This window comes from Microcoleus sp. w1-18aA5 (assembly GCF_036701705.1).
GTDB lineage: Bacteria > Cyanobacteriota > Cyanobacteriia > Cyanobacteriales > Microcoleaceae > Microcoleus.
On the sequence record NZ_JAUPTE010000069.1, the window covers coordinates 1 to 21,991 of the forward strand.

Sequence of the window (21,991 nt, forward strand, 5' to 3'; positions counted from 1 at the left end):
TAGTTACCTCAGTAGATATATTCTCTTTGTTTACTTATCTTAACATAGTTCGGTTTTTTTGCGCCGACCTACTTAATCTCCTTGGGGCTTGTCGAGGAGGAAAAGGGCAAAACAAAGATAAACAGCACTGTGACACAAAAAAAGGAAATCTCGATCTAACTTTTAACCCTGCCGATCCATCTCATAACGTCGAAGGTAAAATACGTTTCTTGGCAGACGGTAAAGTTGTATCAAATGATCGCCAATTCGATAAAGAAATCAATGAAGTCTTGAATTTGAATGAAAAGGCGTTGGTTGGTAATCGTCAAGCAGTATTAAAAGCCTTTCGCAAAGGATTGATTCAAAAACAACCCTCTGATGCAGATATACGAAAAGAACTACGCAAGTGGAATGGCGATAATGGAGGAGAACTAGAGCCATTTTGTCAGGTTGTTGTTTATTATCTTCGTAAAAAGATCGATAGAATGACATCAAAAAGAACTTCCGAATGAGCCTTTGAAAATGCGATCGAAGATGTCCTCCCAGGACTGAGCGCCATTAGGGGATGAGAACGCATCCTTCTGTCAGCATGGCACCGATCTCGTTTAGCGAGAAACCCAAATGGTTGGAGGAGAGATTAAAGAGCCGCAGAGGGCTACCATTTACCTATAGCGACAAGACACCGCCGCAGCTCAAAAACCGAGCCTCTACCCGACCAAAGCGATGATGGCACATCCCCAACGACAGTTTGCAACCTTCCTCATCGTTGCCGTTCTCAGCAGCACGTTTGCGCTAGCAACCGTTGGCGAAGCCTCGGGAAAAAGTGCCTCAGATCCCCAGATTTCCACCTACATCAAAAAGTTAAAAACCGATTGTTAGAGATGCTGAAAGATGCTGTTCAGGGTTGGTTTGAAGTCGCCAGTCAAAAAAATGAACTTGCGCCGGAGAAACAGTTAATTGAGTTATCTCTATGAAATATGTTGCTGGCAAAGCACTCTGCAACATCTTTAAGCAACATGATTTTAAGCTAAAAATAACCGCTTTATCTAGCTATAATGGTCTTTGGCTATCCCTCCCTAATAATTCTTCAATTTTCCTGGTTGTATTTATTAATAAAAATGAAAAAATAAAATCATTTCTAGAGCTATGAAAGGGTTGATTAAATATCTTTACGAAATCAAATTAGATAAAGCTATTCTCTGGTGCTATCTCATTTGGTATGTTGTAGTAGTTTGTTTTCATTTTGATCCTTCGGTTAAGATATGGATTAATTCAATTGGTATAAGTGCTGTAATCGGTACGGGTCTGATGCTAAGTGTTTCTTCTAGTAAAGGCAAAAGAGATCATTGGCAGACATTCAGGTTATATATCATGCCATTTTGTGTCTCAAGCTTTTCTGCCTTGATTAAAGATCAGGGATTTATCATATTCATATCACCAAATATCACCGAAACAATAGTGTCAGTATCCTGCTGTGGTCTGTTTTTATTACTCATTTTAGTAGTCAAAGTATTCAAGAATAAAGTTATTTAGCGGGACTCGCAAATTGGTTTAAAAAGCAGCATAAATATGACATCTTAGGTTGAAATTACCCCGATCGCATTTAAGGGCAATCGAGCTTGTATAACTCTTACGCCCCGATGAATCGATGGAATTGCCTTCTTAGTTTCTAGTGCGATAGTTCTTTGAGTGCGATCGCTTTTTGGTTGGGCGATCGCCAAGTTGTACTATACTGGCCCCTGTAAAGCAATTACCAAGCTCCCCAGACGAATATCGGCGGTAAGCGGGTTGGTAAAATCGGGCGATCGGGCTGGCACTTTTTGCCCTCAAATCGCTTTCTTTGGATTAATTGACGTTTTAAATTCTGCCTTCTACTTTCTCCCTTGGGGCTACACAAGCGGGGGGTAATGCCCTCCCTACCGTCAATTGTCAATAATTAATTATGAATTGTTAGTCTTCCTTGAGCAAGCCAAAAAGATATATCATAACCTTAACCGGATCATTTCTTCCCAGATATGTTCTACTGTTCTAATCCCAGGTGTTCTCATCCTTTCAATCCCGACAACTCTAAATTTTGTCAAAGTTGCGGCAAGTCCGACCTCACGCCTCTCTTCAGAAACCGCTACCGCGTGATTCGACTGTTGGGCGAAGGGGGATTTGGCAGAACTTATGAAGCGGTAGATACGGATCGCATGGACGATCCCTGCGTAATCAAGCAGTTTGTACCCCAATTTCAAGGAACCTCAGCACTTGAAAAAGCCGCACAATTGTTTAAAGAAGAAGCGAAACGACTTTACGAACTCGGCGAACATCCCCAAATTCCTCGATTAATTGCTTATTTTGAACAAGACAAGCGACTTTATTTAGTACAAGAGTTGATTGAGGGGCAAACTTTACTAGCAGAATTAACTCAGCAGGGTGTTTTTAGCGAAGAAAAAATTTGGCAGTTGTTGGCAGATATTTTGCCGATTCTGAAATTTGTGCACGATCGCCATGTCATTCACCGAGACATCAAACTTGAGAATATCATGCGGCGCCGCACCTCTGTTAGTTCCTCCCTGCCAAAGGCGGGAAATTTTCGGAATTCACCTTTCCGAAGGGGCGGGCGAGGAGAGTTGGTTTTGATAGATTTCGGTATTTCCAAACAAGTGACGGGCTCCCTGATGAGCAAAGTAGGCACGACGGTAGGAACGCCCGGATATTCGCCTGTAGAACAAATGCGCGGTCAAGTTTTCCCCGGAAGCGATTTGTACAGTTTGGGAATAACTTGCCTGAGACTGCTAACTCAATGTTTGCCAAAAATTGACGGTTCCGATGACCTTTATGACCCGATCAACGGCGGCTGGATGTGGAGAGAACGGTTGCCAGCAGGCACAAACATTACCAGCGACTTGGCAAATGTTTTAGACAAATTAATTCAAGATTATCTCAAAAATAGATATCAATCTGCTGATGAAGTGATCAAAGCTTTAAATCTCTATTCTTTACCTCCCCAACCCCATTGTGTTAATGGAGGACAACTTGCTATAAATTCTTTTCTGACAAAACAAGGACAACTTGCTATCAATCTCTCGCTCAATCAAAGCGGGCAAATCAATAGCAATCTCTCTGTCAATCCCAGGGAAAAATTCAGCGCCAACCCGCCTCCGAACAAGGCATCGCAGAGAATTGCTGCTGTCAAAAGCACTTTTGACTTTCAGTTTGTGACAGTAGACAAGCGCGGGAAGCAAACTAATGTTAACAGCGGCAAAGCGCGTTTTTTTGAAGAACATCTTGGTAGCAGTACAGTGCTGGAAATGGTATCTGTTCCTGGCGGTACTTTCCTCATGGGTTCCCCAAAAAATCGGGGTGACAGCGACGAAAAACCCCAGCACCCAGTAACTTTAGGCTCTTTCTATATTAGCAAATTTCCAGTCACTCAGACCCAGTGGACAGCAGTGGCGGCGCTGCCAGAAATTAAAATATTTCTCAATCCCGATGCTGCCCGTTTTAAAGGTGCAAATCGACCTGTAGAAAATGTATCTTGGTACGAGGCTGTGGAGTTTTGCGATCGACTTTCTCGCAAAACTGGTAAGAATTATCGCTTGCCTAGCGAAGCCCAATGGGAATATGCTTGCCGGGGGAAAACTACGGGGCCGTTTCACTTTGGGGAAACGATTACCAGCGAGTTAGCCAATTACAACGGAAATTCTCATTACGCTGACGCACCGAAGGGAGTGTATCGCTTTCAAACGACAGATGTTGGTAGTTTTAAACCCAATGCTTTCGGATTGTACGATTTCCACGGAAATGTCTGGGAATGGTGCGCGGATTCTTGGCACAATAATTATAACGGTGCGCCTGCTGACGGTAGCGTTTGGGAGTCTGACGGGGAGTCTTCGCTGAGGTTGTTGCGGGGGGGTTCTTGGAACGATCATCCTCCGAATTGTCGCAGCGCGTGCCGCCTCAGATATCAGCCGGATTGTAAGGCTAGTATTGTGGGTTTTCGAGTGGTTATTTCTGTTGTTTAGACTCCAATTGTAGGCATTCCTTCTCCTATCTTGAAATCCCTCTACGGTTTCCCTATCAATCAAAGATTTATGCAATAAGTCTATTGATATTGTGCCCGCATAGAGAAACCCGGTTTATTCAATAAACCGGGTTTTGGAATGGCCGATCGCCCAAATTCTTGCCTTAACTAGCCTTCTTTTGAGGAGCGACTATGCGTTCCACACTCATAGCAGCCACGCTCAACGTCACCACAGCCATGCCGAGAATTGCCACAGGCTGCAACTTCTCATTGATAATTAGAAAACCGAAGAGTGCGGTCATTGCCGGCCCCAAAGTGCCAATTACTGACGCTAAGGCTGCCCCCGCGAACCGGATAGCAAAATTATTCAAAAGATAGCTAAACAGCGTCAGCACCCCTAAAATAACGCCTCCGATAATCAAACCAGGCCAAACATTTTGGTCGATTTTAGGAGAAAAATTGTCCGACAGCGGCACCCACAAACTCAGGGAGGAAAAGACAAAAATCGCGGCGAAATTAACTAAACTAAAAGGAATTGGGTGCAGCTTGCCCGCGGCCATTTGGGTCAGCAATACGTAACCTGCAAAGGTAATCCCAGAAGCCAGTGCTGCTGCGACTCCCACTCCCACATTGCCGCCGCCCGGAGCTGGGGCAGCAAAACTCGGCCACCCAGCTAAAATCAGACCTGCGGTAATCCCGACGATCGCGAAAAAGCCGACTTTGCTAGGGCGAGAGCCAAACAATATCCAAGAACCTAGTACGGTGACGATCGGATAAATAAAGAAAATCGTAATCGCAATCCCCGCTGGAATATTGCCGATCGCCAAATAAATCAAAACCTGAGACAAAAACAGAAAAAATGCGCTTCCTAAAACCTTACTCCACAAAGCTCGATCGCCCGACTCGAACAACCGCCTAATATCTTTCCACACAGAAGGATACAGAAATGTTGCCAATATAGGCATCAAAGCCATCACCACGATCAGCCGCATCAACAAAATCAACAAAGAATTTCCAAAACCTGGAGTCACCACCCCCGGAAATTCAAACAACCCAAAAACCACCCGAGGATTTTTGGCTTTAATCAAAATTCTTAAACAAACATTAAACAGCGACAATACAACAGCCGAAGACAACGCCAGCACCAAACCTGTCTGTACTTGAGAACCTGGTTTAGCGGTTGCTGGAGAGGAGACTGAAGAAGGCTGTGGCACGGGTTCCCGCGGCGCATCCGCAGGTGTTGGCTGCAGAAATTGCGGGCGGACAGAATTAACAGAATTATTTGATTCCTCGACATAGGAATCTTGAGCATCGAAAGGATTCTCAAGATATTCTTCTTCTTCGAGTTCTTCCCTGATGCGGTTTACGAGATTTTGTAACAGCTCTTCCCCTTGCAGTTCCAGGGTTTTCATGTTGTTGAGCCGCACAGAAAGCTCGCTTTCGTAACTGGTTAAATCTTGTTCCAGCATCTGGAAACTGCGATCGATCCTTTCATCCAGCGCCGCCAGTAACTGCGAGGCGCGTTCGTCGTAGTTGCTCGGCGGTAAGGGTATCGGGAACTCGCCACTGGGAATAGGGCTGCTGAGAGAATTTCCCGAATTAGCGCTGAGTTCGTTGAACCGCTGCACCAACAAATCCTGCAAATTGTGAGCCAAAACTTGAGCCAACTGCTTCAGCCACAATTGCTGCTGCTGAATGTATCGCCCAGATAGAGATTCCATTTGCTGAGACTGCAATTTGCGATATTGCTCCCGGAGGTCTTCAATATCTTCAATCAGGTGATTTTTTTCAGTTTGCAGCCGAGTAATGTCTTGATTTAACTGGCCTTTGACATTTTCATGCAAAGCGTCCAGTTCTTGCATTACTGAGTGAAGGACTTCTTCTGCTGATTGTGCATCCTCTGGCTCGCCCTTTGACGAGTATACGTTCCGCTGCGCCATTAGCCTATAACCTCTAATTTAAACTGCACGTTCAGTGTTCTTAAGTATTGTGACAAATTAGGTCGCAAGTTCTAGTGAATTGATCTAAAAGATTGCGAACACTGTTGAATCAATAGTAGTCGCTAAGCTACAAATGTGAGAAAATTGCGTGAAGCAAAGCTATCCGGCAGGGAATCGCCCCAAGAACACTTTGTGCAATTAGAAATCATACTACACCTTGACCTCTCTACGGATTGCTCCCGGAATTTCTCGCATCTAACTCACCCGATTGCACCCGAATCACAAGCCTAAGAGCCCGTTCCGCGACTAAATTTGATTGGGGGGTGGCACTCCTAGCCCCTCAATGGATAACTTGATCCTGCAGGCAGAAACCCCGTTTCTATTCCCCGCGTCTCTCCCGCACTCCTGCACCCGGATTTATTATATTAAAGGTTCCGATCTTTTGCTCGCGAAAGTTTTAAGAGGCGATCGCACGTCAAAAAGCAACCCCGCGCCATCAAAAAATTAACATATCCCATCCCCCAAGAGCAACAGATATGGCATCCGAAATTTATGACAATTCCTTTACAAGCGATCGACAAAAACTGAATATTTCCTCAGAAGCCGAAGTGTTTGTCTTTCCGGCATCATTTGCCCAGCAGCGCTTGTGGTTTTTCGACCAATTCGCACCGGAAAACCCTTTCTATAATGTAGTAACCGCACTGCGCTTAACTGGTTCCCTCAACTTAACAGCGTTAGAGAAAACCTTCAACGAAATAGTGCAGCGCCACGAAACTTTGCGAACAACTTTTGCAGCGGTATCAGGTCAACCAGTGCAGATCATCTCTGCCGCTTTCAAGACTAATTTAAAAATATTAGAGTTGCAAGATTTACCGCCAGAACAACGGGAAACAGAAGCAAAGAAACTCTCCGCAGCAGAATCTCTTCGCCCTTTCAATTTATCCACCGGGCCACTGATGCGAGTAACCATCCTGCGGCTGACAGAAAGCGAGCATATTCTCTTGCTAAATATGCACCACATAGCCTCCGATGATTGGTCGATCGGTGTGCTAATTCGAGAACTGGAGGCTATCTATACAGCGTTTATAAATCAACAGCCATCTCCCCTCCCAGAATTATCACTTCAATATGCCGACTTTGCCGAGTGGCAGCGCGAATGGCTGCAAGGTGAAGTATTAGAAAACCAGCTAGCTTATTGGCGGCAGCAATTACACGGGATTTCGGCATTAAATTTGCCCACCGATCGCCCTGCACCAGCTAGGCAAAATTATCGCGGAAAAACTCAATATTTAGAACTGTCAAAAAACTTGAAGGACGCACTTGTAGCACTCTCGCAGCGAGAAGGAGCGACTTTATTTATGACACTGCTCGCAGCATTTCAAACATTGCTTTACCGTTACTCGCAGCAAGAAGATATTGTGGTAGGTTCGCCGATCGCCAATCGCAACCGCAGCGAAATCGAAGCATTAATCGGTTTTTTTGTCAACACTTTAGTGCTGCGAACAGACTGTTCGGGAAACCCGACATTTCGAGATTTTTTGGGCCGGGTGCGGGAAGTAACCCTGGGAGCTTATGCTCACCAAGATTTGCCTTTTGAGAAGCTAGTCGAGGAATTGCACCCAGAGCGATCGTTGAACCGCCACCCCCTGTTTCAGGTGGTATTTGGTCTGCAAAATGGGCCGGTGGACGAGCTAGAATTGCCAGAATTAAAGTTGAGTTCTTTTCATTTAGAGACTCTAACAACCCGCTTTGATTTAGAGCTGCATTTGTGGGAAGCTTCGGATAAGTTTAGGAACAGATACGGCGAACAGTGGAAAGATTCGGAAGGTCTCCGAGGCTTAGCTGTGTACAATACGGATTTATTTGATGAAGTTACGATCGCCCGAATGCTGAGGCATTTTAAAACGCTGCTGGAAAGCATTGTTGCTAATCCAGAACAAAGAATCGCTAACTTACCTTTATTGAGCGAGGATGAAGTGAATCAATTATTCAGAGAATGGAACGATACTCGGACAGATTATCCTCAAAATAAGTGCATTCATCAGTTATTTGAAGAGCGAGCCCGGCAGCATCTGGAGGATGTCGCCCTAACTTTCGACAGCCAGCACCTCACTTACAGAGAACTCAACAGTCGCAGCAACCAACTGGCGCGCTACCTACAAAAACTGGGCGTGGGGGCGGAGGTTTTAGTGGGGCTTTGTGCAGAGCGATCGATCGACCTAATTGTCGGGATGTTGGCTATACTGAAAGCGGGAGGAGCTTACCTACCGTTAGATCCGAGCTATCCGCGCGATCGGCTAAACTTGATGCTGGAAGATGCTCAAGTTAAAGTCTTGCTAATTCAAGATAAATTGATTGAGAATTTCCGAGACTTCTCAAACTCGGTGATTTACTTCGATCGCGACTGGGAAGACATAGCCAAAGAAAGCGCCGAAAATCCCGCCAACACCGTAACAGCAGACAACCTAGCTTACGTTATTTACACATCTGGCTCAACAGGAAAACCCAAGGGAGTTGCTGTCACCCACAAAGCAGTAAATCGGCTGGTACTCAACACCAACTATATAAAAATAGAACCTACCGATAAAATTGCCCAAGCATCAAACGCTTCATTCGATGCAGCCACATTCGAGATTTGGGGAGCCTTGCTTAACGGCGCTCAACTCGTGGGAATTAGCACAAATATTACCCTTTCGCCTCACGATTTAGCATTAGAACTGCGCCAACAAGGCATCACTGTTTTGTTTTTAACAACTGCCTTATTTCAACAAATTGCTAGAGTTTTACCGCAAGCTTTTGATTCGCTGCGCTGCTTGCTGTTTGGCGGAGAAGCGGTCGATATGAGATGGGTTAAAAAACTTCTTAAACAAAAGCCAAGCACTAAATTAATTCACGTTTACGGGCCTACAGAAAATACCACATTTTCGGCTTATTATTGCGTGCAAGACGTACCCGAAACCGCAACATCTATCCCCATCGGCCGCCCGATCGCCAACACGCAGATTTATCTCCTCGATGCGGATTTGCAGCCAGTGGCGATCGGTGTTATAGGCCAATTGTACGTCGGCGGTGACGGACTAGCGAAAGGCTACCTCAACCAGCCTGATTTAACTGCTGCTGCATTCATTCCTAATCCTTTTAGCAATAAATCTGGTTCTAGCCTTTATAAAACAGGTGATTTAGGTCGCTATTGGGTTGACGGCAACATCGAGTTTTTAGGTCGCGTTGACGACCAAGTAAAAATTCGCGGCTACCGCATCGAACTGGGAGAAATTGAAGCGGCTTTGTGCCAGCATCCACAAGTGCGCGAAGCAGTAGTAATTGTGAGGGAAGACATCCCCGACGATAAACATTTGGTAGCTTATGTTATTCCTGACGGCATTAATGAAAAATTAGAAAATCCCAATCTAAAGTCAAGTAACTTGCGCCAATTTTTGAAAGAAAAGTTACCAGGATATATGGTTCCTGCAACTTATGCAGTGTTGGAGAATATGCCACTGACGCCTAATGGCAAAGTAGACCGCCGCGCCTTGCCTGATATAGATACAGACAGCGAGGATCTAACAGAAAATTATGTAGCGCCTCGGACTGATCTCGAAAAGGCGATCGGGAAAATTTGGGCTAAAGTTTTGGGAAAACAGCAGGTTAGTATCTACGATAATTTCTTTGAGCTAGGTGGGCATTCCCTGCTAGCAACTCAGTTGATTTCTCGCATCCGAGACGCTTTGCAAATCGAGTTACCTGTTAGCAATTTGTTTGAGGCCCCGACTGTGGCGAGTCTAGCAAAATACATTGAAACAATGCGCTGGGCTGCGAAAGGTTTGGATACTCCCATAACTGACGAAAATGAGCGCGAAGATGTGGAATTTTGAGGTTGGCGCAAATAAATCGGTGCTGTGTAATAGTTTTTCAAGGGCGGGCGGGACGCCCACCCCACAAAAAACTTAATGTCTTGTGGAACAGGCATCTTGCCTGTTCTTGAGAATGCTGAAATATCTCAGTTTTAACTCACATTTTTAGTCACGAAATTTCAGTGCAGAATGCCCTGACAGCATCTGCAAACTGCTGGTTATGCTCGATTAATGCCATGTGTCCTCCTCGCTTTAGAGTAACTAGCTCTGCTTGAGGTAATTCTGCTTTCATTCGCAGGCTAGCTGGGGGGGTAGTGGCGATATCTGAATCGCCGCAGATCACCAACACAGGAATGTCAATTGATGGCAAAGTTTTTGTTTCCTCAAATTTGAGCATTCCCAGTGTGCCGTAAGCGAGAACGCCGGGAGAACCCAAGGCTGATAAGAAAGCTGAGAAATCTAATTGACCGCGCGTTTCAGTGCCTTTAAATCCCGATACTTCTACACTAATGTACAGTGAACCATTGAGATAGCTCAGCCAAGTCATTCCCCACATAATGGGTTCAAGAGCTATGGTGAGGTAGAGCAGAGGTTGAAGCAGCGGCTTCTGCAAAGCGCGCCATAAACCGCTAAAAATAGCCGTTTTGAGAGGATTAGTATAAGTCGTACCTACCAGAATTAAACCAGCTACTCGACTACCGAGAAGTTCTGGGAAAAGCCGACTGAATGTTAGAGAAATCATGCCGCCCATGCTGTGTCCGAGTAGGATAACAGGTTTAGTTCCTGCTATGGCAATGACGGCTTCGAGATCGCGGGCAAATTTTTCTAGGGAGTAGTCGCTGTTTTTTGGTCGAGTGGATTTTCCCAGACCTGGAAGATCCCAAACAATCACTCGGAAGCGATCGCTTAGTTGTCGTTTCACGTAATACCAAACCATACTGTTCGGCCCCCAACCATGGGAGAGAATAATCGGCTGTCCGTCCTCTGGGCCGTAGAATTCTACTTGTAAAATAGTGCCATCAGGCCTCTCTACCCGCTGCACCGTACCCGTCCGCGTCGGCTTGGGTTCGTCAGCACCGGGGCGGCGGAACAGCGGCAAACTGATAAAGCGGCCGCCAACAGACCAAAGAACCATCAAGACTCCGCTGACTAAGTAGGAAATCCCTACAAGTTCGCCGATGTACAATTCGTAAATAATGTATATACCTCCGCCAAGTACCCCGATGGACAGCAGTCCTACCAGCCATAGGAACAGGAAATTGAAGGGCATGAACGGCATAAGCTGAAACCTTGGGTAGAATTTGGGTTGCGGATTCACACAGAATCATACTCAGGTTAGGCCACAGTAAGCAAGCGGTAAGTTAAGCTCTTAACTTGTGCGCTGGTGGAATTTAATTTATTGATTTGCCCAAGTAATGACAGGATGACTCAAAATGCCCGATCCAAAAATATCGAGTTCATCGCCAAATGCCAGAGATTCTGTCAGGGTGGAGTTAGTTGAGTTTTTATCTTACCTTCGCAGTCTAGATATTAATATTTTTGTTGAGGGCGAGATCCTGCGCTGCAACGCTCCAGAAGGAATTCTTACACCAGAACTACGGGCCAAAATTTCTCATAAAAAAACCGAAATTATTTCATTTTTAAAAGCAGCTAATCGTACTTCTAGTTTCACTCCTACACCGATTGTTCCTATGGGGCGGGACGGAAATCTACCGCTTTCCTTTGCACAGCAGCGCTTGTGGTTTCTCGACCAATTAGTCCCGAACAATCCTTTTTATAATGTTCCCGCAGCCTTGCGTTTGACAGGTTCGCTCAATTTTTCGGCGCTGCAACAAACCTTCAATGAAATTGTGCGCCGCCACGAAGCTTTACGCACGACTTTAGCAGTAGTTTCGGGGCAACCTGTTCAGAGAATAGCTGCTGCTTTCCACCTCCCGATTAATGTAGTGGACTTGCGAAACTTGCCAAAGGAATCTCGACAAACTGAAGCAAACAGGCTTACCGCTGAGGAAGCTCAACGCTCTTTCAATTTGTCTAATGACTTGTTGCTGCGAGTCACCTTATTGCAGTTAGATGATGCCGAATATTTACTAATGCTGAATATGCACCACATTGTCTCCGATGGTTGGTCTATCGGAGTGCTAATTCAGGAATTAGGCGCACTTTACACGGCATTTGCTAGCGAAAAACCTTCGCCTTTACCGGCTTTGTCGATCCAGTATGCTGATTTTGCAAAATGGCAGCGCGAATGGCTGCAAGGGGAAGTTTTAGAAACGCAGCTTGCTTACTGGCGGCAGCAGTTAAACGGCATTTCTATGCTAAATTTGCCTGCGGATCGACCGAGACCAGCAATTCAAAGTTACCGAGGCAAAAGGCATTTTTTGCAACTGCCCAAACAACTGAGCGAGGCTTTAGAAACGTTGAGCCAGCGCGAAGGAGTGACGCTGTTTATGACAATGCTGGCAGCTTTTAAAACGTTGCTTTACCATTACGCCCAGCAAGAAGATATTGTTGTAGGTTCGCCGATCGCCAATCGCAACCGCAGTGAAATTGAAGCATTAATCGGTTTTTTTGTCAACAGTTTGGTGTTGCGTACAGATTTGTCGGGAAATCCAACTTTTCGGGAACTTTTAAACCGAGTCAAAGACGTAGCATTAGGAGCTTACGCTCACCAAGATTTGCCGTTTGAGAAGTTAGTAGAAGAACTGCACCCCGATCGCGCGTTGAACCAAAATCCCTTATTTCAGGTAGCGTTTGCGCTGCAAAACGCGCCGGGGAATCAGTTAGAATTGCCAGAATTAACACTCAGCCCGCAGCAGTTAGATGTGGGTACAGCGCGGTTTGATTTGGAGTTTCATTTGTGGGAGCGATCGCCCAACAGCTCGGGAAGCAACCAATCGCCCAGCAATAAGCTGTGGGTTGATAGCTCGGAGGGTATTAGCGGCATGGTTATTTACAGTGCTGATTTATTTGATGAAGCTACGATTACCCGCCTGATCGGGCATTTTCAAACCTTGTTAGAAAGCATTGTCACAAATCCCGAACAGCGCATAGCAAACTTGGAATATTTGAGCGCCAAAGAGCGCTATCATTTGTTAGTTGAATGCAACAATACTCAGGCAGATTATCCGCAAGATTTGTGCATCCATCAGATATTTGAAATGCAGGCAGATCGAACACCGGATGCGGTGGCGCTGGTATTTGGAGAGGAGCGAGTCACCTATCGAGAGCTAAATCTCCGCAGCAACCAACTAGCACGTTATCTGCAAAAAATGGGGGTTGGAGCGGAAGTTTTAGTCGGGCTTTGCTGCGGGCGATCGCTCGATCTGATTGTGGGGATGTTGGGTATCCTGAAAGCGGGAGGAGCTTACTTAATTTTAGATCCGAGCTATCCTGCTGAGCGATCGAGCTTTATGCTAAAAGATGCTCAATTATCTGTTGTGTTAACTCAGCAGCAATGGGTAGAGAATTTGCGCTCGCCCAATGTACAGATAGTTTGTTTAGACACAGACTGGGAGATGATTTCCCAAGAAAGCGCCGACAATCCCACCAGCGCAGCGACAGCCGAAAATCTGGTTTACGCGATTTACACCTCCGGCTCCACGGGAAAGCCGAAAGGAGTTGAAATTGAGCACTGGAGCTTGTTAAATCTCGTTTTTTGGCATCAAAGAGAGTTTGGGGTGTCAGCGGGCGATCGAGCAACGCAAATTGCTGCGATCGGCTTTGATGCTTGCGGGTGGGAAATTTGGCCTTATCTCGCCGCCGGAGCTAGCATCTACTTTCCAGAAGATGACATCAGGCGAGATCCTGAAAAACTGCAAAACTGGTTAGTATCAAAAGCAATTACCATTAGCTTTTTGCCAACACCTTTAGCCGAGAAAGTTTTGCTATTAGATTGGCCTCAAACAACAGCGTTGCGAATCTTGCTCGCAGGCGGCGAAAAACTGCAACAACATCCTTTAAAATCCCATCCATTTAAGCTAGTAAATAATTACGGCCCAACCGAGAACACCGTCGTCACAACTTCCGGTTATGTTCCTGTAACCGAGCAAACAGACATCGCCCCGACAATTGGCCGCCCCATTGCTAACACTCAAATCTACATATTAGACAAATATTTGCAGCCAGTGGCGATCGGCGTTGTTGGCGAATTGTACATCGGCGGAAACGGACTCGCTCGCGGCTACCTCAACCGCCCAGATTTAACCGCAGAACGATTTATTGTCAATCCTTTTAAACCAAATTCAGGAGAGCGAATTTACAAAACCGGCGACTTAGTGCGCTACAGAGGCGATCGCAACCTGGAATTTTTAGGACGCATTGACGAACAAGTAAAAATTCGCGGTTTCCGCATCGAATTAGGAGAAATCGAGACACTATTAATTCAACATCCGGCGGTGCAGCAAACTGTAGCAACAGCTTCGGAAGATGGACAGGGAGATAAACGTTTAGTAGCTTATATTGCCCTGAATGCAGAATATAGCGTTGCCCGCGAAAAAAACCAAATAATGCAATTGCAGGACGAACAGGTTTTGCAGTGGCAAATTCTCTACAATGAAACTTACAATCAACCTGCTGTTGACTCAGATCCAACATTTAATATTGTCGGCTGGAATAGCAGTTATACTAATCAGCCAATCCCAGCAGAACAGATACGCGACTGGGCGAACAATCAAGCCGCCCAAATTTTAGCTTTGCAACCCAGCCGAGTGTTAGAAATTGGCTGCGGCACAGGTTTGTTGCTGTTCCAAATTGCGCCTCGCTGCACTCAATATTGCGGCACCGACTTTTCACCTATTTCGCTAAACTATATTCAGCAGCACTTGGCAAATCAAGAGTTAACTAATGTAACGCTGCTTCAGAAAATGGCGACTGACTTTGAAGGAGTAGAGACAGCAGCTTTTGACGCGGTGATTCTCAACTCTGTCGTGCAATATTTCCCGACTATCGACTATCTCGTGCAGGTGCTAGAAGGTGCGGTGAAAGCAACTGCTCCCGGCGGCTTTATATTCATCGGAGATGTCCGCAGCTTGCCGTTGCTGGCAGCTTTTCACGCTTCGGTACAACTGTATCAAGCCGAACCTTCTCTCGCGGGCGAACAGTTGCAGCAGCGAGTACAAATGCAAATTTTTCAAGAAACAGAGTTAGTTATTGAACCAGATTTTTTTAGCGCATTAAAGCACCGCTTTCCGCAGATTGGCGGCGTAAAAATTCAATTAATTCGCGGTAGCGATCGCAATGAGTTAACTGATTTTCGGTACAATGCTATTTTGCATATTGCCTCTGAAACAGCACGCCCAAAATCATCGCCAAAAGGGGAGTGGGGCGCAGAAAAACGGCTGGATTGGTTGGATGAAAATCAGAATCTGACTGTTACCAATGTGCAACAAATATTATTGCAAAATCAACTCGATGTTTTAAGAATTGCTAATGTGTCTAATGCGCGGGTAACTGCTGCGGTGAAAGCGGCAGAATTGCTGTCTGTTGTCGATAAATTTCCAACAGCAGGTCAGTTGCAGAAAGCCGTGGAAAAAGTCGAGGATTTAGGAGTCGATCCCGAAGCGTGGTATGCTTTGGAAGTTCCGTATAATGTTAATATTAGTTGGTCTAATTCCGACAGTGAAGGGCGCTACGATGTAGTGTTTGCAAGTGGCGAAACCAGAGATTTTGTGCCAGAAACCCGAAGCGATAGCTTGCGTCCTTGGCGCTCTTATGCTAACAATCCCTTACAAGCTAAAGCAGCGCGTAAATTAGTGCCACAGTTGCAGGCTTATCTAGCAGAAAAACTGCCGGAATATATGGTTCCGTCGGCTTTTGTGGTGCTGGAGTCGCTACCGATGACGGCTAACGGAAAGGTCGATCGGCTCGCTTTGCCTGCACCGGAGCCGATTAAGTTAGAATGGGCTGGCGGTTATGTTGCGCCTCAGACTTCTATTGAGGAAGTTTTAGTGAAAATTTGGGCTGAGGTTTTGGGGATAAAGCGAGTGGGTATCCAGGACAATTTCTTTGAATTAGGAGGCCATTCGCTGCTGGCGACTCAGCTTGTTTCTAGAGTGCGAGATGCTTTCGGGGTAGAGTTGCCTTTGCGCCGGGTTTTTGAAGCGCCGACAATTTCAGAATTATCTAAGATTGTTGAGAGTTTGAAAGAGAGCGATGCTAAAATTAAAGTACCAGCCTTAGTTCCCGTCTCTCGCGAGAGCCGCAGGCTCAAATTATCATCCCTCAACCAAGAAAGCAAAGATAGATAATGAAAACTCTATTGTCCTTTTAAAAAAATACACCCAATGAGTTCATACGCTTTCTGGAACAATAAAGGCGGCGTCGGCAAGAGCTTCCTTTGCTTTGTCGCTGCTTGTGAATATGCTTACCGTCACCCCGATACAGATGTCTACGTAATTGATCTATGTCCGCAAGCTAATGTTTCAGAAACTCTATTTGGTGGGTATCGCACTAGCGCAGAGGCAATAGGTTCTTTGAACAGTAAGACTCCGCGTGCGACGGTAGCGGGATACCTTGAAGCACGCCTGAACTCCCCTTTTAGAATGATTGACGACGTATCACCCTACCTGTGTGCACCTAAAGAATTCAATCCGAACATACCAGAAAATTTGAGGCTCGTATGTGGGGACAATCTCCTCGAAATAATCTCTGAAGCAATCCGACAGACATCCCAACTTTCGATACCCATTGATGCTTGGAAACAGGTGCTAACTTGGGTACAGGATCTGACAGTTGCTCTCCGCAAACTAAGTGGCGACCGAGACACCCTCTTCGTCATTGACTGTAACCCTAGTTTTGCAATTTATACACAGCTTGCTTTAGTTGCGGCAGAAGGCGTTGTTGTGCCATTTACAGCCGATGACAGTTCGCGTCGTGCCATAGAGAATGTCGTTGCACTTCTCTATGGTCTAAGCGATCCACATACAGCAGCATACGCACGAATCAGCTTTGCAAAACGTGCCAAGGAAGATGGTGTACCTGTACCAAAGTTACATACATTCGTGAGCAACCGGATGACTATGTACGAAGGAGAAGCGAGCAAGGCATTTAAAGCTGTAAATAAAACTATTAAGCAGACGATGGATGATATATACAGGAATCATCGTCATATTTTTGCAAACCCCAAAGAATCCCCAAGTAACACCTTTATTGAAATCCCCGATTATCACAGTGCCTGTGTTGTCGCTGCTACAACTGGTACACCCTTACATAAGTTAAAACCTGGTCCAAAGAAGATCGCAGGTGAGCGGGTGCAATTGAATCCAGAGCCACTGAAAAGATACGGGGATGCACTCGAACAGTTCGTGAATTGTCTTTAGGAAATCGCCGTGCCGTCACCAGCAGCATTGAAGTACAAAACCGCGTCCTACACGGCTAGAACACTTCGCGAAACAGCTACCGATCCGCGCTTGCAACCAATATCGCGCAGCCAAACTCAAGTCTATTATCACTCCGCTCTAGCTGCATTTGTTGCTGTATGGGATGCTTACATAAACGAACTCGTTCGCAATTTTTTCGCTGCAACTGCAAATCCTTTAGATCCCAAATTTCATGCCGTACATTCTATTGCTAGAGATGCGGCGGAACGCGCACTTGAAAGATTTAATACACCAAACGCGGAGAACACGCGAAACCTTCTGATTCAAAACACTGGTTACGATCCTATTGGCGATTGGATTTGGTCTGCAAGAAGCCTGAGCGGATTAGCCGTTCGGCAAAAGCTAAATGAGATTTTAAGAGTGCGGCACAGTTTTGCACATGGTTTTGCTATTCCCGCACTTTCTTGGACTCAAACAGCAACCGGAAAAGTTCGGCTTACGGCTAAAGCGATAGACGATGTTGATGTGTTTTTTACACATCTTGTGAATGTTACCGACCTCGGCATGAAGCAGCATATCGAAACGAGTTATAGTCTAGTATTGCCTTGGTAAAGATTTTAATCAAAGAGATGAAATCTTCTCTATGTAATATTTGTAGGCTACTTTGTACGCGCTTTCCTTTGAGGCTTGCCTGATAATTTGATATGACTCAGTATCTTTCCGACAATTCCCTCCCGGCTGGTGAAGAAAAGCTTAATCTTCCCGAAGAAACAGAAGTTTTCGTCTTCCCGGCCTCATTTGCTCAGCAGCGGCTTTGGTTCCTCAATCAATTAGCACCAGGCAATCCTTTCTACAATGTCTCAACAGCGCTCCGCTTAACAGGTTCCCTCAACTTAAGATCCTTAGAGCAAACCTTCAACGAAATTGTGCAGCGGCACGAAACTTTACGCACCACTTTTACGCTTTTGGAAGGGGAACTCGTACAAATTATTGCTCCCATTTTAACCGTATCCCTCCCCACAATCGACTTACAAAATCTCTCGCCAACTCAGCAGGAAACCGCAGCGCTGCAACTCGCAACCGATGCAGCGCAATGCCCTTTCGATTTAGGCGCCGGGCCGTTATTCAAAGTAACGCTCCTAAAGCTCAGTGAAACAGAACATATATTGTTGCTGAATTTACATCATATTGTGGCTGATGGTTGGTCGATTGGAGTGTTAATTCGAGAGCTGGGAACGCTCTACACAGCATTTGTAAAAAATGGGATCTCGCACTTACCAGCACTGCCCGTACAGTACGCCGACTTTGCAGAGTGGCAGCACCAATGGTTGCAGGGCGAAGTATTAGAAACCCAGTTAGCTTATTGGCGGCAGCAGTTAAACGGAATTACCACACTCAATCTACCGACAGACAGGCAAAGACCAGCCGTTCCATCCTACCGCGGCGCTAAACAATTTATAACACTATCACCTGCTTTGACCGAGGCGCTAAAGTCATTGAGCCAGCAAGAAAGCGCGACTTTATTTATCACTCTACTAACCGCTTTTCAAACTTTGCTGTACCGCTATACAGGACAAGTAGATATTGCAGTAGGAACGCCGATCGCCAATCGCAACCTGAGCGAAATTGAATCATTAATCGGTTTTTTTGTCAACAGTTTGGTGCTGCGTGCAGATTTATCAGGAAATCCAACTTTTCGGGAACTATTGCATCGGGTAAAAAACGTCGCAATGGCAGCCTACGCCCACCAAGATTTGCCCTTCGAGAAGTTGGTTGAGGAATTACACCCCGATCGCGAATTGAGCCGCAACCCCCTATTTCAAGTTAGTTTTAGCCTGCAAAACACTCCTGTAGCAGCGCTGGAATTGCCGGGAATCGCTGGAGAGGCGATCGACTTTGACGCAGGAACCGCCAAGCTAGATTTAGAGTGCCACTTGTGGGAAAATGCAGGAAGTATTCGAGGGCAATTTGTCTACAGCACAGACTTATTTGATAGCGCCACAATTGCGCGGATGGCGGGACATTTCCAAACGCTGCTCGAAGCCATTGTTGCCAATCCCAAACACCGCCTCAGCGACTTGCCTTTGCTGACAGCGCCAGAATACCAGCAATTATTAATCGATTGGAATGACACTCAGAGAGATTATCCGCAAAACCAGTGTTTCCATCAGCTATTTGAAGAGCGAGTCGCGCGTGAGCCCGATGCTGTAGCCGCCGTCTTTGAAAACCAGCAGTTAACTTACCGCCAACTCAACAGCCGAGCCAACCAACTTGCACGTTACTTGCAGCAATTGGGAGCAGCACCAGAAGTTTTAGTGGGCCTTTGTGTAGAACGTTCCTTAGATGCGATCGTCGGATTGCTAGGCATTATCAAAGCAGGCGCAGCCTACCTGCCTTTAGATCCAACTTATCCTCAAGAGCGCCTTAACTTCATGTTAGAAGATACTCAGGTGTCGATTTTGGTAACTCAGCAGCACTTAGCCCAAAACTTGACGCAGCCGGAAAATTACGGAGTTTTTTCAGTAGTGTGCTTGGACTCCGACAGAGAAATTATCGTCCAACAAAGCCCAGAAAACCCAACTACAAATATCCTACCCGAAAACCTAGCCTACGTCATTTACACATCTGGTTCAACCGGAAAACCCAAAGGCGTTCTAATCGAACATCGGGGACTATACAACTTAGCACTAGCTCAAAAAGAAGCTTTTAACTTAAACTCAAATCACCGCATTTTGCAATTTGCCTCTCTGAGTTTTGATGCCTCAATTTTTGAGATTGTCATGGCATTGGGAACCGGATCAACACTTTACTGTGCCAAGAAAGAATCTTTGTTGCCAGGACAAACATTAATCCAATTTTTGCAGGACAATGCTATTACCCACGCTACCCTCCCGCCCTCGCTGCTAGCTGTCCTTCCAAACGCCAAACTTTCCGCACTGCAAACAATCATCTGTGCTGGCGAATCCTGTTCCCCCGATGTTGTTAAACGCTGGGCTTCTGGGCGCAGATTTTTTAACGCTTACGGCCCTACAGAAGCGACAGTCTGGTCAAGTTTGGCCGAAATTGGCGAGCGCAAAAAACCGCCCATCGGCCGCCCAATAGCTAACACTCAACTCTATATTTTAGATAAAAATTTACAGCCTGTACCCGTTGGAATTCCCGGTGAATTGTACATCGGGGGCAGCGGATTGGCGCGAGGCTACCTGAACCGCCCCGAATTAACCGCCCAGAGATTTATTGCTAATCCGTTTAGCCAGAAAGCAGGAGAACGAATTTATAAAACTGGTGACTTAGCTCGCTATTTTCCCGACGGCAATATTGAGTTTTTAGGCCGCACTGACGAACAGGTAAAAATTCGCGGTTATCGAATAGAATTGGGAGAGATTGAAGCGCTGGTGGTTCAGCATCCAGCAGTCAAAGAAACAGCGGCGGTTGCTGTGGATGATTTGTCTGGCAACAAACGCCTAGTTGCTTATATCGTCCCCAATCACAATCAGACAATTAATCCTGTGGAAATACGCAATTTCCTCAAACAACAACTGCCCAATTACATGATTCCCAGTGCTTTTGTGGCGATGGATTTTCTGCCCCTAACTCCCAATGGCAAAATTGACCGCCTGCGCCTACCTGCACCCGGAACTATAACTAGCAATTCAATAGATAAAAGCTGCCTTGCACCTCGCACACCAACCGAGTCAACCCTCGCCCACATTTGGGCCACAATCCTCAACGCAGAGTGCGTTGGCATTCGCGATAACTTCTTCGATTTGGGTGGAGATTCCCTGCTGGCAATCCGCCTCATCAATGAGATTAATCAGCAATTTGAGCGCGAGTTGCCGCTGTCTGCTCTTTTTTTAAATCCGACAATTGAAGGTTTAGCAGATTGGCTATCTTCAGAAACAAATTCTCTGGAATGGTCGCCTTTAGTTGCAATTAAGCCTCGCGGTAAAAATCCCCCATTTTTCTGCGTCCATCCCATCTTTGGCGTCGTATTTCCTTATGTCGAGTTAGCGTTTCAGCTAGGAAAAAATCAACCGTTTTACGGGCTGCAACCAAAGGGTATTGACGGCGAAAGTTCTCCGTTAACTAGCATTGAAGACATGGCGGCTGACTACATCGCAGCCTTGCGTACCGTTCAACCAAAAGGGCCTTATTTTTTAGGAGGCTGGTCTTTTGGAGGTTTGGTTGCTTTTGAGATGGCTCAACAGTTGCTCGCAGCGGGGGATGAAGTGGCTTTACTTGCTGTGCTGGATACTTTAGCGCCCGTTTCTGCTAACAAACCTTCTTTTTGGGACGGTTGCAAGTTTATTCTGACTACTGTTTCGCGCTCTATCTGGCCTTTTGTAGTAGATTATTTTCGCTTGGTGGCTGCTGCGGAAAATGTTCAAAGTGGCGGTATTGCGGCAAGGTTTCCTAAATTAAATAAGATGCTTAATCTAGTAGCTAATTTTTGGCAGCGCTGGAATTGGAAACAAGCCGTTCTGGTTAGCATCCTATCTCAGGAGTCAAAAGAACGGAGCTGGCGCGAGCTGGCAATTCCTTCGATGTTTACTGTATTTCAGGCTAATAGTCAAGCAACTCTTAGCTATGTACCGAAAATTTATCCGCAGCGGATTACTCTGTTTAGATCGAGGGAACAGCTAAGCATGAGTCATCAAGATCCGACTCTTGGCTGGAGCGAATTAACGGCCCAAAAAGTAGAGGTGATTAGAATTCCTGGGAATCACCTGACTATGCTGAGAAAGCCCAACGTTGAGGTGCTGGCTCAAAAGCTAAAGCATTGCTTGGAGAAGGAATTAAGTGATTGAGTGGCCGTTTGGCTTACTTGTGCGCTGCAACCGGGATTGATGTGCGAAAGCGCTATTCGTCCTGAATCTGATCTTTATCTGCGTG

At 45.9% G+C, this 21,991-nt stretch carries 9 protein-coding genes; 7 read left to right on the forward strand and 2 right to left on the reverse strand.

What is annotated here, in order from left to right:
- Both Q5691_RS21200 and Q5691_RS21205 read left to right on the forward strand, forming a co-directional pair.
- Positions 1–491, forward strand: a 491-nt coding sequence (locus Q5691_RS21200) for a hypothetical protein (protein WP_333346811.1), incomplete at its 5' end; no start/stop codon positions are given.
- A gap of 1,503 nt (positions 492–1,994) precedes the next feature.
- Positions 1,995–3,989, forward strand: coding sequence for a bifunctional serine/threonine-protein kinase/formylglycine-generating enzyme family protein (locus Q5691_RS21205; protein WP_333346814.1), 1,995 nt, complete (start codon positions 1,995–1,997; stop codon positions 3,987–3,989).
- A 163-nt stretch (positions 3,990–4,152) separates the two neighbouring features.
- Here Q5691_RS21205 and Q5691_RS21210 read toward each other — a convergent pair whose 3' ends face one another.
- Positions 4,153–5,928, reverse strand: coding sequence for an EamA family transporter (locus tag Q5691_RS21210; protein ID WP_333209432.1), 1,776 nt, complete (start codon positions 5,926–5,928; stop codon positions 4,153–4,155).
- Between the two features lie 536 nt (positions 5,929–6,464).
- On the opposite strand from Q5691_RS21210, the gene Q5691_RS21215 reads away from it, so the two are divergent.
- Entirely contained in the window at positions 6,465–9,800 is a 3,336-nt protein-coding gene (locus Q5691_RS21215) for an amino acid adenylation domain-containing protein (protein ID WP_333346816.1), read from the forward strand.
- A gap of 148 nt (positions 9,801–9,948) precedes the next feature.
- Here the strand turns inward: Q5691_RS21215 and Q5691_RS21220 are convergent, their stop codons facing one another.
- Positions 9,949–11,058, reverse strand: coding sequence for an alpha/beta hydrolase (locus tag Q5691_RS21220; RefSeq protein WP_333346819.1), 1,110 nt, complete (start codon positions 11,056–11,058; stop codon positions 9,949–9,951).
- Between the two features lie 154 nt (positions 11,059–11,212).
- On the opposite strand from Q5691_RS21220, the gene Q5691_RS21225 reads away from it, so the two are divergent.
- From Q5691_RS21225 to Q5691_RS21240, 4 genes are all read left to right on the forward strand, one after another.
- Positions 11,213–16,027: an amino acid adenylation domain-containing protein gene (locus Q5691_RS21225; protein ID WP_333346822.1), complete on the forward strand. Its 4,815-nt coding sequence runs from the start codon at positions 11,213–11,215 to the stop codon at positions 16,025–16,027.
- 36 nt (positions 16,028–16,063) lie between these two features.
- Positions 16,064–17,098: a ParA family protein gene (locus Q5691_RS21230; RefSeq protein WP_333346825.1), complete on the forward strand. Its 1,035-nt coding sequence runs from the start codon at positions 16,064–16,066 to the stop codon at positions 17,096–17,098.
- A gap of 9 nt (positions 17,099–17,107) precedes the next feature.
- Positions 17,108–17,710, forward strand: coding sequence for a HEPN domain-containing protein (locus Q5691_RS21235; RefSeq protein ID WP_333346827.1), 603 nt, complete (start codon positions 17,108–17,110; stop codon positions 17,708–17,710).
- Between the two features lie 92 nt (positions 17,711–17,802).
- The gene (locus Q5691_RS21240; protein ID WP_333346830.1) at positions 17,803–21,906 is read left to right on the forward strand and encodes an amino acid adenylation domain-containing protein; all 4,104 of its coding nucleotides are present in this window, start codon (positions 17,803–17,805) and stop codon (positions 21,904–21,906) included.
- Positions 21,907–21,991: the final 85 nt, after the last annotated feature.

Excerpts from the sequence above, each read along its gene's own strand:
- Q5691_RS21205 (WP_333346814.1), top strand. The coding sequence starts at position 1,995 with ATGTTCTACTGTTCTAATCCCAGGTGTTCTCATCCTTTCAATCCCGAC.
- Q5691_RS21210 (WP_333209432.1), bottom strand. The coding sequence starts at position 5,928 with ATGGCGCAGCGGAACGTATACTCGTCAAAGGGCGAGCCAGAGGATGCA.
- Q5691_RS21215 (WP_333346816.1), top strand. The coding sequence starts at position 6,465 with ATGGCATCCGAAATTTATGACAATTCCTTTACAAGCGATCGACAAAAA.
- Q5691_RS21220 (WP_333346819.1), bottom strand. The coding sequence starts at position 11,058 with ATGCCGTTCATGCCCTTCAATTTCCTGTTCCTATGGCTGGTAGGACTG.
- Q5691_RS21225 (WP_333346822.1), top strand. The coding sequence starts at position 11,213 with ATGCCCGATCCAAAAATATCGAGTTCATCGCCAAATGCCAGAGATTCT.
- Q5691_RS21230 (WP_333346825.1), top strand. The coding sequence starts at position 16,064 with ATGAGTTCATACGCTTTCTGGAACAATAAAGGCGGCGTCGGCAAGAGC.
- Q5691_RS21240 (WP_333346830.1), top strand. The coding sequence starts at position 17,803 with ATGACTCAGTATCTTTCCGACAATTCCCTCCCGGCTGGTGAAGAAAAG.